The following is a 12,293-nucleotide window of genomic DNA, read 5'->3' as shown; positions in this document are numbered from 1 at the left end:
TATTTATCATTGTGTCAATAAAACGCAATAGGTTTTTGCCCATTGTAAACCAATTATAAATAGGCTGATTACCAAATGGTAGTCGGTTTTAAAACATACATAAAGTATTAGTATCATCATGAAAAAAGCTATTTTGTTATTGGCAAGTGCAGGCATCAGTTTGCAATCGATTGCGCAAAAGATAACATGGGTTTCCAGCACAAAAACAGCTCATTGGGTTGCTGGCAATCTCAAAGCATCTTCGGGCAGGGGTAGCGCTGCCGATGTTGAAATTTTAACCGGAAGCCCCAAGCAAACTGTTAGTGGTTTTGGCGGATGCTTTAATGAGCTTGGCTATACATCGCTGCAATTGCTGAGCGCTGCCGACAGGCAGGCCATTATGAAAGAATTATTTGCCCCGGGTGTAGGCGCCAATTTTACCATTTGCCGGATGCCGGTTGGCGCCAATGATTTTTCGCTTAACTGGTACTCGTATGATGAAACCGATGGCGATTTTTTGCTGAAAGATTTTAGCATAGCCCATGATATGCACACCCTTGTGCCCTTTATAAAAAATGCTCAAAAGTTTAACCCTGCACTTAAGCTGTGGGCATCGCCATGGAGCCCGCCACAATGGATGAAAAAGAATAAGCATTATGCCGCTGCCATGATACCCACTAAAGAAATGATAAAAAAATACGAGGAACGTGGCATAAAACTTACCGGCATGGATTTTTCAAATGCCGAGAACGGCCTGAAACCCGACCAGGTGGGTAAAGAAGGTACCGACATGTTTATACAGGACGATCGATATTTTAAAACCTACGCTCAATACTTTGGCAAATTTGTTGACGCCTACAGGCAGCAGGGCATTAAAATAGGCATGGTGATGCCGCAAAATGAGTTTAACTCGGCACAGGTATTTCCCAGCTGTACCTGGACGGCTCATGGCCTGGCTAAATTTGTAAGCTATCTTGGGCCTCAAATGCAGCAGCGTGGCGTAAACATCTTTTTCGGAACGGTTGAACGTGCCAACGAGAAACTGACAGACACCCTGCTAACCAGCCCCGAAAGCGCTAAGTACATTAAAGGAGTGGGTTTCCAGTGGGCTGGTAAAGGCGCCATTGCAGGTATTCATCAACGATATCCAAACCTTGCCTTGTACCAAAGCGAGCAGGAATGCGGCGATGGCCAAAACGACTGGAAATACTGCTGTTATACATGGGATTTAATGAAACATTATTTTAACAGCGGCGCCAGCGCTTACATGTATTGGAACATAGCCTTAAAAGAGGGCGGCATTAGCCACTGGGGCTGGCGGCAAAACTCACTGGTGAGTGTAGATACTACCAATCGCACCTATAAGTTCAATTACGAATATTACCTGCTTAAGCACCTGAGCCATTACGTGAAACCCGGCGCAAAGCTATTGGCGGCAAGCGGTACATTTAACAATTTGCTGGCCTTTAAAAATCCCGATAACAGCATAGTTATAGTTATACAAAACGATGGCGAAGCCGATAAGGTGGTTAATATAAAGCTGGGTAATAAAACAATCAGCCCGTTATTAAAAGCAGATTCGTTTAATACCTTTTTATTGGCGGGCAGCAAGTAAAAATGGATATGAATACGTTGTAATAGATCTTCGCAGATAGCACAATGGCTGAAAAATGTAAAAGCCGGCTTATAATACGCCTGCATTGCTGGCTTACACTGATAAAGAGTAGGTTAAACCAGAGTACTGTCATTGGTATACATTACTTTATTTATATTTGCGCGCTAACCTGAACCTGATTACCGGCCGGGGTTTACCGCAATTAATTAAACTAATGCATCTCCTGATACCCAAATTATGATAGATATCAACGACTATATTAACCAAGGTAACCTTGAACAGCATTGCTTTGATATTTTTGACGAGGAACGCGCACGGGAAGTGGTAGCTTTAAGCCAGGAACATCCCGGGATTAGGCAGGAGCTGGAAAAAATTGAAGATACGATTGAAAAACTTGCCGAAAACGGGGCCATCACTCCTCCGGAAAGGCTTAGGAACAGCATATTGGCAGCGTTGGGTTTCCCGGGCGACGCCATCGATATAGAAAATTTGCCTGCGACCGACGAATACTCCAGTTATACTGCATGGCTCAGCGCAGTTGAACACCTTTTACCGGCCGAACCCTTTGATGATTTTTTTGCGCACCTGCTGCGCCAGGATGAGCATATTGTCCAAACCCTGGTAGTAACTAAACTAAATGTGCCCGAAGAGGTACACGAAGAAGTGGCAGAAAGCTTTTTTATATTGAAAGGGCAATGCGCCTGTACCGTTGGCGATAAAGTATTTACGCTTAATCCCGGCGATCACCTGGAAATTCCGTTACATGTTAATCATGATATAAAGATACTGTCTCCGTACGTTATTGCCATTTTGCAGCACCGCTTTGCCTGATCTTGACTATAATGGAAACAACTCTTTCAGAAAAAGAACTCATTGGTGCTATGCAGAAACGCGACCCTTCGAGCGTTGGCGCCTTATATGATAGTTATGCAGCAACCCTGTTTAAAATTATTTGCTGCCATATCAGCGACAGGCAAATAGCAGAGGAAATACTGACAGATACAATATTAGAGATCTGGGCCAACATCCAATATTATCACCAACAGGATAAACGCCTGCTAATCTGGATGGCCGGGATAGCCCGGAACCGTGCCTCAAGGTCGCAAATAGCTTAAAGTCCATTTTTAAGCCTATGAAGGCAACGGGTGTGACCAGGCAGGTGCTGTTGGTATACACATACCATGAACTGCACCTGAAAAAAATGGCCGAACCGGCGTTGTTACCAATACCATGTAATATCAAAACGTCACTTTTATGTTATCATACTAAATTATTCGGCTATTAAATTATAATGGGGTTTGACATTCGGCCAAAAACTTTAGATTTGCCGTACTAAACGAAAAAACCAATGAGTGTTCTGGTAAATAAAGATTCAAAAGTTATTGTACAAGGTTTCACCGGTAAAGAGGGCAGCTACCATGCCGAGCAAATGATTGCTTATGGTACCCAGCTTGTTGGTGGTGTTACACCTGGCAAAGGCGGTCAAAGCCACCTGGACAGGCCTGTTTTTAACACAGTTAAAGACGCGGTTGATCAAACCGGCGCCGATGTATCTATCATTTTTGTACCCCCTGCCTTTGGCGCGGATGCTATTATGGAAGCTGCCGAGGCCGGTATTAAAGTTATTGTTTGTATTACCGAAGGTATCCCTACAAAAGATATGATTGCGGTAAAAGAATATTTAACCGATAAGGACGCGCGCCTTATTGGCCCCAACTGCCCAGGCATTATAACTGCCGACGAAAGTAAAATTGGTATTATGCCTGGTTTTATCTTCAAAAAAGGTAATGTAGGCGTAGTTTCAAAATCGGGTACGTTAACCTACGAGGCGGTTGACCAGGTGGTTAAAGCTGGTTTAGGTATCACTACTGCCATAGGTATTGGTGGCGACCCTATCATAGGTACCCCAACCAAAGAAGCTGTTGAATTACTGATGAATGATCCGGATACACACGGCATTATCATGATTGGCGAAATTGGTGGTGGTATGGAAGCTGATGCAGCCCGTTGGATTAAAGAATTTGGTACTAAACCTGTTGTAGGTTTTATTGCCGGCCAAACCGCGCCTCCGGGCCGCAGGATGGGCCACGCAGGTGCAATTGTTGGCGGTGCCGACGATACAGCTGCTGCCAAAATGAAAATTATGGCCGAATGCGGTATCCGCGTAGTAGAATCGCCTGCCGAAATTGGCGCTGCTATGGCCGAAGAATTGGCAAAGTTATAGCCCCCCTAACCCCTGAAGGGGGAATTGGAAAAGCATATTTAAATCCTGGTCATTTTTGGCCGGGATTTTTTATTTTATATCGTACTCTATTCTGAAAATCATCAAATTCTGAGAATTCTGATTCGGACAGTGCTGAAAAATCGCTATTTTTAAAACATCAGCTTTAAAACATCACCCATGATCAAAAAAAATCTGTTTTGGTTACTTTTATTTTCATGCTGCACCGCAGCTTCTGCCCAAACCTATAAGCCCGCCGCCTTTACCGATCCCGACAGGCTGAAAAAGATAGAAGCCACTTACCCGGTGATAGACCAGATATATAAAAAGTATGCCGAAGACAATCATTGGCCCGGTGTTGCCTATGGTATTATTGTGGATGGTAAACTGGTGCATACCGTGGGCCTTGGCTATACCGATGTGCCAAATAAAATACCGGCCACGCCAAAATCGGCTTTCCGCATTGCCTCCATGACTAAAAGCCTTACGGCCATGGCTATTTTAAAACTTCGCGATGAGGGCAGGCTCAAGCTGGATAATCCGGCTTACCTGTATATTCCCGAAATGAAGGTTACCAAATACCTTACTAAGGATGCTACGCCCATAACCATACGCCACCTGCTTACCCATGCTGCCGGGTATCCGGAGGATAACCCCTGGGGCGACAGGCAACTGGGCGTAAGTGATGCCGAACTGGTGGCCATATACAAAAAAGGTGTTTCGTTTTCCAATAACCCCGGGCAGGGGTATGAGTATAGCAACCTTGGTTTTGCCACACTGGGTTACATCATCAAAAAAGTATCGGGCAAAACCTATGAGACTTATATTACCGACAATATCCTGAAACCACTGGGTATGACGCATACCTACTGGGAATACACTAAAGTACCTAAAGAACAGCTGGCCCTTGGCTACCGCTGGCTGGATGATAAATGGGTTGAGCAGCCCTTGCTGCACGATGGGGCTTACGGTGCCATGGGCGGCCTTATTACCACTATTGAAGATTTTAGTATTTATATGGCCCTGCACCTGGATGCCTGGCCGCCAAGAGATGATGCCGAAACCGGCCCTGTTAAACGCAGTTCTATCCGCGAGATGCAATACCCCTGGGATGTAAACTATTTAACGGCCAATGCCAAAACAACCACAGGCCGCCCTTGCCCCAATGTGAGCGCCTACGCTTACGGGTTACGCTGGGCGAAGGACTGCGACAACCGGGTTTATATTGGCCATACCGGCGGTTTGCCGGGCTTTGGCAGCCAATGGAACATTATGCCCGATTACGGTATCGGCGTGGTGTCGTTCGCTAATTTAACCTACGCCAGGGCGGGCTACCCCAATACCATGGTGTTGGATACTATAATGGCCCTAACCGGCATAAAACCCCGACAGTTGCCGGCTTCGTTAATTTTGGAGCAACGCAAAAACGACCTGCTGAAAGTTATTGCCGATTGGAGTAAAGCCAAAGAAAGCGGCATTTTTGCTGATAACTTTTTTATGGACTACTTTCCTGATAAATTAAAAGTTGCAGCCGCGGCCGCCTTTGCCAAAGCCGGGAAAACTGTGAGTATTGGCGATGTAATACCGGAAAACCAGTTGCGCGGCTATTTTATAATTAAGGGAGAGAATGCCAATATTAAAGTAAGCTTTACGCTCACGCCCGAAAATCCTCCGCTGATACAGGAGTATCATTTGGATGTGGTAATGCAGTAGTGTTAAGTCAAAAGTACTAAGTCGTAAGTCTGAATTTGTTTTTTCGCTCTTTTGACTTAGAACTTAAGACTTTGAGCTAAAGAATATCCGTCAATTTATCGTTGATACGACAGTTGTTTATCCGGGTCAGGATACTCCGTTTACTTTAAACCAGATGATGGTTTCGGTAGTTAAATTTATTTTCAGGTTAAAATAGCAGCTTCCTCCGTCCATCACCCTTACTATATTTTTTCGCCAGTAACTTTTGTCATTATCGGGGCGCCAGTCATCCAGTTTACAAAAGCAATTTACCCAAACTTCTTTTTCGCCCTTGGCATTAGTAGCCGCCACAATTTGTTTATAGTAACCGGATGGCGATTTGATCTTGGGGTCATAAGCAACCGAACCGGGGTACTTTTTTGTATTGGCCAGGTTTTGCTTGTAAATTTTTTCGCTATCGGCATTGTATTGACTAATCGCCTCGCTAATCAAAAGGTTTGCTTTTTCTATCTCATCAGGCGTGAGCACTACAGGTTTTGCATCTTCATCAAAATACCTGCCCGCCAGGTTTTTCTCCAGGTTTAAAATAGCCAGCTTTGATGTATCAACCTGCTGCGCCTGCATATGAACCGAATGTGGTAAAGCCAAATGTTGCTTTGGTTTACCAACTGTTAAAACAAATGTTAATAATAGCAGGTATGGATTCATAGCAACAAGATAACCTTAATTTTTGGTATTTATTGTGCAAGTCAACCCAGTGTAAACATCAACTTCAAAAACATTCAATCGCCCTTAATTATCGTATCTTTATATAACAGAAGGGGGTGAGCAACAATCAATAATTCACTCCATCAATAATTCAGTAATTAAGATGGAATATAACAAATTAACGCCCGAAGAAGAATATATCATACTGCATAAAGGCACCGAAAGGCCTTTTACAGGCTCGTTGTTAAACAACCATGCGCAAGGTTTATATGTTTGTAAACGCTGTGATACACCGTTATACACTTCTGAGTCAAAATTTGAATCGCATTGTGGCTGGCCAAGTTTTGATGATGAAATTCCGGGTGCCGTAAAAAGGGTGCCCGATGCAGATGGTCGCCGGGTTGAGATTGTATGCGCCAATTGTGGGGCCCACCTGGGTCACGTTTTTGAGGGCGAATACCTAACCCCGAAGAATACTCGCCATTGTGTAAATTCGGTATCAATGAAATTTGTCGCGGCTGAGTAACTTTCTTAAAACTTTTAGGAATACCCCGTTTGGTTTTTACCCTGCGGGGTATTTTGTTTTTCCACATTTGGTTTTTTGAATCGCTTTTTCAGCTCAATTTCGAGATTGTTATCGGCCCTTAGCAAAAGCGTTATTTATTTTTCAATAACTGTCTGTGTTAAGTAAAGTAATTTGTAATGTTAAATTATTGGTTTGGCCCTGTTTTTACACTATGCATTAGCTGGGTTCATTTTAATTAGCTGTAATCAAGTCTATTAATTTTCTTTCAACAACCGGGCGGTAAAAATAAATCGACAAAGTGTTAATAACTCGGGCGTTTGTTAAAAACTATCATTAACAGCATTCCACCTCAAACATTAACTTTGTTCTACAAGGTAATAAAAAGGTATTCAACAGACAGTCGGATGTATTCATCATCCAGCAATGCAAACACTTAGCTGTCAGGAATTTACATACTAAAAAATGTGATTGGCCAAGCCTGATCGCAGGAAAAAAGAGCTTTATTTTTAATAAGGCCGGGGTTGGTGTCTGATGTCACTAAAGGAAGAATAAAACGGAAAAAAACAGATACCAAATGATACAGGAAGACGAAATTTTACTGAGAGAGAACAAAGACAGGTTTGTGATACTGCCTATCAAGTATCCGGCTATTTGGGAAATGTATAAAAAAGCTGAAGCCAGTTTCTGGACGGCCGAGGAGATCGATCTTTCGGACGATATGAAGCACTGGGAGAACCTGAATCCGGGCGAGAAGCATTTCATTTCGCACATACTGGCTTTCTTTGCCGCCAGTGATGGTATTGTGAACGAAAACCTGGCCGTAAATTTCATGAGCGAAGTGCAATTGCCCGAAGCCCGTTGTTTTTATGGCTTCCAGATCATGATGGAAAATATCCACTCAGAAACGTATGCCCTGTTAATTGATACTTACATAAAAGACCCGGCCGAAAAAGACCGCCTGTTTCATGCTATTGATACCATACCATGTGTAACCAAAAAAGCCGAGTGGGCGCTGCGCTGGATAAACAACGGCAACTTTGCCGAGCGCTTGGTTGCTTTTGCGGCGGTTGAAGGTATCTTTTTTTCGGGTAGCTTTTGCTCTATCTTCTGGCTTAAAAAACGCGGCCTTATGCCGGGTTTAACTTTCAGCAATGAATTAATTTCACGTGATGAAGGCTCGCACTGCGAATTTGCCTGTTTATTATACAAAATGCTTAACAAGCGCTTAAGCGCCGAAGCCGTTACCAAGATTATTACCGATGCGGTTGAAATAGAAAAAGAATTTGTTACCGATGCACTGCCTGTTAACCTGATTGGTATGAACGCCAAAATGATGGGCCAGTACATTGAATTTGTTGCCGATAGGTGGCTTGGAGAACTGGGCTATGAAAAACATTACGGAGCCAGCAATCCTTTCGACTTTATGGAGATGATATCGCTGCAGGGCAAAACCAACTTCTTTGAAAAACGGGTTGGCGACTACCAGAAAAGCGGCGTATTAAACAACGCCGAAAGTAAAGCATTTTCGCTTGACGAAGATTTCTAATAAGATTTGAGATGTGGGATTTGAGACGTGAGAAAGGGAAATCAAATCAGGCAATAGTACTAACATCTACACTAAATAACATAATACAAAACCAACAGTTGGCGAAAGTTTCCCCCCTTCCTTACGCCGACTACTTAATAATTAAAAGAAAATGCTTGTAGTAAAAAGAGACGGTAGAAAAGAGTCGGTAAAATTCGACAAGATCACGGCACGTATTGAAAAACTGTGCTATGGGTTCAACCTGGTTGACCCAATTGATGTGGCAAAAAAGGTAATTGAAGGTTTGTTTGACGGTGTAACAACGTCAGAACTTGATAACCTTGCTGCCGAGACTGCTGCATCGTTAACAACGAAGCATCCTGATTATGCTTTGCTGGCATCGCGTATTGCAGTGTCAAATCTTCATAAGAACACTATCAAGTCGTTCTCTGAAACTATGCGCATCCTGTACAACTATGTGGATAGCAAAACCGGCAAAAACGCCTCGCTAATTGCTGACGATGTTTGGGAAGTGATTGAAAAAAATGCCGAGCTGTTAGATAGCACCATCATTTACGACCGCGACTTTGGTTTTGATTATTTTGGTTTTAAAACCCTTGAAAAATCGTACCTGTTAAAAGTAGATGGTAAAATTGTTGAACGCCCGCAACACCTGTTTATGCGTGTATCTGTTGGTATCCACAAAGAGGATATAGAGAGCGCTATCAAAACTTACCACCTGATGAGCGAGCGCTGGTTTACACACGCTACGCCTACTTTGTTTAATGCAGGTACTCCAAAACCGCAAATGTCGTCGTGCTTTTTATTAACCATGAAAGATGATAGCATTGATGGTATTTACGATACTTTAAAACAAACGGCAAAAATATCACAAAGCGCAGGTGGTATTGGTCTAAGCATTCACAATGTGCGTGCTACAGGTTCATACATCAGCGGTACAAACGGCACCAGCAATGGTATTATCCCAATGCTGCGCGTATTTAACGATACTGCCCGTTATGTTGATCAGGGCGGCGGCAAACGTAAAGGTGCTTTCGCTATTTATTTAGAGCCATGGCATGCAGATATCTTTGAATTTTTAGACCTGCGTAAAAACCACGGTAAAGAAGAAATGCGTGCCCGCGATTTGTTTTACGCCCTTTGGGTATCTGACCTGTTTATGCAACGCGTTGAGGCTAATGAAGAGTGGAGTTTATTTTGCCCGCATGAAGCACCAGGCCTGGCCGATTGCTTTGGCGATGAGTTTGTTGCCCTTTATACTAAATACGAAAAAGAAGGCCGCGCGCGCCGTACCATCAAAGCACAGGAGTTGTGGTTTGCCGTATTGGATGCCCAGGTTGAAACCGGTACACCATACCTGTTGTATAAAGATGCCGCCAACAGCAAATCAAACCAGCAAAATTTAGGTACTATCAAAAGTTCAAACCTTTGTACCGAAATTATGGAGTATACCGATGCTAACGAGATTGCCGTTTGTAACCTGGCTTCATTGGCATTGCCACGCTACATTAACAATGGCACGTTTGATCATAACAAGCTATACGATGTTACTTACCAGGCTACTTTAAACCTGAACAAGATTATCGATTATAACTACTACCCGGTTAAGGAAGCCGAATACTCAAACCTGCGTCACCGCCCTATTGGTTTAGGTGTACAGGGTTTGGCAGATACTTTCATCCAGCTGCGTATGCCGTTTGAAAGCGATGAGGCTAAACAATTGAACAAAGAGATTTTTGAAACCATTTACTTTGCTGCCATGACGGCTTCAAAAGACCTGGCTATCAAAGATGGCGCTTACGAAACCTTCCAGGGCTCGCCATTATCAAAAGGTAAATTCCAGTTTGATTTATGGAACGTATCGCCTGCCAGCAACCGTTGGGATTGGGAAAACCTGCGCCTTGATGTAATGAACCATGGTGTGCGTAACTCACTGTTAGTAGCGCCGATGCCAACAGCATCAACATCACAAATATTGGGTAACAATGAGTGCTTTGAGCCATATACCTCAAACATTTACACTCGCCGTGTATTAAGTGGTGAGTTTATTGTGGTAAACAAATACCTGCTGCGCGATTTGGTTAACCTTGGCTTGTGGACACCTGCTATGAAAGATAAGATCATCACCGCAAACGGATCTGTTCAGGATATTGCTGAAATACCATCAGCTATTAAAGAACTGTACAAAACAGTTTGGGAAATTAAGATGCGTAACATCATCGATATGGCTGCCGATAGGGGTGCTTATGTTTGCCAGTCGCAATCATTAAACCTGTTCATCAATGCGCCAAACGCTTCAAAGCTAACTTCAATGCACTTCTACGCATGGAAAAAAGGCTTAAAAACAGGTATGTATTACCTGCGTACACAAGCTGCTTCGCAAGCCGTTAAATTCACCGTTGAAAACCAGGGCGGATCAAACATGGAGCCGGTTATCCCAGACCATGTAGACCAAATGGCCGACAACGTACCAGAAGGCCCAAGCTGCTCAATGGAAGAAGGTTGCGTTACTTGTTCGGCATAATAGTCCGAAAGTAAAGAAGTCGGAAAGTCCGAAAGATAAAGAAGGTCGGTAGTTTAATAGCTACCGGCCTTTTACATTATAATGATTTGCAAAGCTTTTATTTGCCAGCAAACTTGTCGACCTTTGGCGAAATCAACTTTCGGACTTTGCGGACTTTCCCGACTTCCGGACTAATAAGCATGCACCCCAAACACGAAATCATCCGTTGCGAACGCTGTGAAGCGCCTTTTGAATGTAAAGCCAATTCATTCACCAAGTGCCAGTGCAGTACCGTGCAGCTTACTTTGAACGAGGTTCAGTATGTGAGTGAACTGTATGAGGGCTGTTTATGTGCTAACTGCCTGTTGCTTGTTCAGCAGGAGTACAGGGTAGGGATGGGTATAGAATAGTAGCCGCATTAAAAATCATCAGGCCTCTCCATAATTAAAAACAATATCTTAGCGCCAACAGCACAAATAATCCCGCTGTTAAACATGGCCGCTATCAGCATCAAACAAAAACCACATATACAGCAGGTTGATTATATCCGGGCGATAGCCGCGCTGGCGGTAACGCTGTACCACTTGGGCGGTAAAACCCTGCCTGTTTTAAATTATGGCTGGCTGGGTGTTTATATGTTTTTCCTGTTATCCGGCTTTATCATTTGCTGGGCTATTCCCGAAAATTATAGCTGGAAACTGGGAGGCCGCTTTATTCTCAAGCGGGTTATCCGTATCGAGCCGCCATACATCATCTCGATAGTGCTGGCCATCATCATGAATTTTTTTTGGGTGGCACATTACCGCCCGGATTGGGTTAACGCGGTTTGTCACCTGGCTTACCTGAATAGCTTTTTAGGCCAGCCCTACCTAAGCCCGGTTTACTGGACCCTGGGCATCGAGTTTCAGTTTTACCTCTTCGTGGCGCTGTGCTTTCCGTTGTTTACCGGCAGGTGGGGGCAATGGCTGTTATTGCTGTTAAGTATTTTACCCATATTTTTACACGTACCCGGTACTACTTTAATCAACAGCTTCCCGGTATTCGCGCTGGGTATTTTTTATTATTTATACCGGGTTAAAGGAAAAGCTTTGAGTAATGTGCTTGTTTTTGGCGGTCTGATTACTGCATGCAGCGTGTACCTGGTTGGTGTATCGCAAACCTGCGCTGCATTATTTGCTTTGGGTTTATTGTTGTTGCCTTTAAAAACTAATTCGGTTATCAGCTTTCTTTCTAAAATTTCATTTTCGCTATATCTCACCCATGATATTATAGGGAGCAACCTGGTGGTTTACCTTGGTATGCTATTGCCTAAAACGTTGTTTTTTAAAGGTGTAGAATTTTTGACAGGCATTGGCATGAGTGTTTTATTTGCCTGGTTGTTTTATTTACTGGTTGAAAAGCCTTGTTTAAAATTATCCAAACGGGTGAATTACAACCTATCATTAAAGGTTATCTCATGATAGTGTAACATGTACATGACAATTTGCATTTTATCAAAAAAAT

Annotated in this window: 11 protein-coding genes; 10 read left to right on the top strand and 1 reads right to left on the bottom strand. The window is 43.3% G+C overall.

Features of this window, described 5'->3' with window-relative positions; translation table 11 throughout:
- Nucleotides 1–118 precede the first annotated feature (118 nt).
- The 5 genes from FSB76_RS05825 (at nucleotide 119) to FSB76_RS05805 (ending at nucleotide 5,528) form a co-directional block, all read left to right on the top strand.
- The gene (locus FSB76_RS05825; RefSeq protein WP_147052631.1) at nucleotides 119–1,594 is read left to right on the top strand and encodes a glycoside hydrolase family 30 protein; all 1,476 of its coding nucleotides are present in this window, start codon (nucleotides 119–121) and stop codon (nucleotides 1,592–1,594) included.
- Nucleotides 1,595–1,831: 237 nt separating this feature from the next.
- A complete protein-coding gene (locus FSB76_RS05820; RefSeq protein WP_147052630.1) occupies nucleotides 1,832–2,425 on the top strand; it encodes a cupin domain-containing protein in 594 nt (197 codons plus the stop codon).
- An 11-nt stretch (nucleotides 2,426–2,436) separates the two neighbouring features.
- Nucleotides 2,437–2,709 carry an RNA polymerase sigma factor gene (locus tag FSB76_RS05815; protein ID WP_147052629.1) on the top strand — a complete coding sequence of 91 codons (273 nt, stop codon included), beginning with the start codon at nucleotides 2,437–2,439 and terminating at the stop codon, nucleotides 2,707–2,709.
- 233 nt (nucleotides 2,710–2,942) lie between these two features.
- Nucleotides 2,943–3,818 (top strand): succinate--CoA ligase subunit alpha, encoded by an 876-nt coding sequence (gene sucD, locus FSB76_RS05810; protein WP_147052628.1) that lies wholly within the window; start codon nucleotides 2,943–2,945, stop codon nucleotides 3,816–3,818.
- A gap of 177 nt (nucleotides 3,819–3,995) precedes the next feature.
- Nucleotides 3,996–5,528 (top strand): serine hydrolase domain-containing protein, encoded by a 1,533-nt coding sequence (locus FSB76_RS05805; protein WP_147052627.1) that lies wholly within the window; start codon nucleotides 3,996–3,998, stop codon nucleotides 5,526–5,528.
- A 126-nt stretch (nucleotides 5,529–5,654) separates the two neighbouring features.
- Here the strand turns inward: FSB76_RS05805 and FSB76_RS05800 are convergent, their stop codons facing one another.
- Nucleotides 5,655–6,215 (bottom strand): hypothetical protein, encoded by a 561-nt coding sequence (locus tag FSB76_RS05800; protein ID WP_147052626.1) that lies wholly within the window; start codon nucleotides 6,213–6,215, stop codon nucleotides 5,655–5,657.
- Nucleotides 6,216–6,378: 163 nt separating this feature from the next.
- Between FSB76_RS05800 and FSB76_RS05795 the strand changes: the two genes are divergently transcribed.
- The 5 genes from FSB76_RS05795 to FSB76_RS05775 all read left to right on the top strand — a co-directional run bounded on the left by FSB76_RS05795 (nucleotide 6,379) and on the right by FSB76_RS05775 (nucleotide 12,250).
- On the top strand, nucleotides 6,379–6,741 hold the full coding sequence (locus tag FSB76_RS05795) for a methionine-R-sulfoxide reductase (RefSeq protein WP_147052625.1): 363 nt from the start codon (nucleotides 6,379–6,381) through the stop codon (nucleotides 6,739–6,741).
- A gap of 574 nt (nucleotides 6,742–7,315) precedes the next feature.
- On the top strand, nucleotides 7,316–8,287 hold the full coding sequence (locus tag FSB76_RS05790; protein ID WP_192910129.1) for a ribonucleoside-diphosphate reductase small subunit: 972 nt from the start codon (nucleotides 7,316–7,318) through the stop codon (nucleotides 8,285–8,287).
- 151 nt (nucleotides 8,288–8,438) lie between these two features.
- A complete protein-coding gene (locus FSB76_RS05785) occupies nucleotides 8,439–10,811 on the top strand; it encodes a ribonucleoside-diphosphate reductase subunit alpha (protein ID WP_147052624.1) in 2,373 nt (790 codons plus the stop codon).
- A 179-nt stretch (nucleotides 10,812–10,990) separates the two neighbouring features.
- A complete protein-coding gene (locus tag FSB76_RS05780) occupies nucleotides 10,991–11,200 on the top strand; it encodes a cysteine-rich CWC family protein (RefSeq protein WP_147052623.1) in 210 nt (69 codons plus the stop codon).
- A gap of 84 nt (nucleotides 11,201–11,284) precedes the next feature.
- Nucleotides 11,285–12,250, top strand: coding sequence for an acyltransferase family protein (locus FSB76_RS05775; RefSeq protein ID WP_147052622.1), 966 nt, complete (start codon nucleotides 11,285–11,287; stop codon nucleotides 12,248–12,250).
- Nucleotides 12,251–12,293: the final 43 nt, after the last annotated feature.

The organism is Mucilaginibacter ginsenosidivorax (assembly GCF_007971525.1).
In the GTDB taxonomy this organism is placed as follows: domain Bacteria; phylum Bacteroidota; class Bacteroidia; order Sphingobacteriales; family Sphingobacteriaceae; genus Mucilaginibacter; species Mucilaginibacter ginsenosidivorax.
The sequence above is the reverse complement of the archived record's forward strand: the minus strand, read 5'-3'. Positions and strand labels throughout refer to the sequence as shown.

Bases quoted from the DNA above. Each gene is read 5' to 3' on its own strand.
- FSB76_RS05820 (WP_147052630.1), top strand. From the start codon at position 1,832: ATGATAGATATCAACGACTATATTAACCAAGGTAACCTTGAACAGCAT.
- FSB76_RS05795 (WP_147052625.1), top strand. From the start codon at position 6,379: ATGGAATATAACAAATTAACGCCCGAAGAAGAATATATCATACTGCAT.
- FSB76_RS05800 (WP_147052626.1), bottom strand. From the start codon at position 6,215: ATGAATCCATACCTGCTATTATTAACATTTGTTTTAACAGTTGGTAAA.
- FSB76_RS05805 (WP_147052627.1), top strand. From the start codon at position 3,996: ATGATCAAAAAAAATCTGTTTTGGTTACTTTTATTTTCATGCTGCACC.
- sucD (WP_147052628.1), top strand. From the start codon at position 2,943: ATGAGTGTTCTGGTAAATAAAGATTCAAAAGTTATTGTACAAGGTTTC.
- FSB76_RS05815 (WP_147052629.1), top strand. From the start codon at position 2,437: ATGGAAACAACTCTTTCAGAAAAAGAACTCATTGGTGCTATGCAGAAA.
- FSB76_RS05785 (WP_147052624.1), top strand. From the start codon at position 8,439: ATGCTTGTAGTAAAAAGAGACGGTAGAAAAGAGTCGGTAAAATTCGAC.
- FSB76_RS05790 (WP_192910129.1), top strand. From the start codon at position 7,316: ATGATACAGGAAGACGAAATTTTACTGAGAGAGAACAAAGACAGGTTT.
- FSB76_RS05825 (WP_147052631.1), top strand. From the start codon at position 119: ATGAAAAAAGCTATTTTGTTATTGGCAAGTGCAGGCATCAGTTTGCAA.
- FSB76_RS05775 (WP_147052622.1), top strand. From the start codon at position 11,285: ATGGCCGCTATCAGCATCAAACAAAAACCACATATACAGCAGGTTGAT.
- FSB76_RS05780 (WP_147052623.1), top strand. From the start codon at position 10,991: ATGCACCCCAAACACGAAATCATCCGTTGCGAACGCTGTGAAGCGCCT.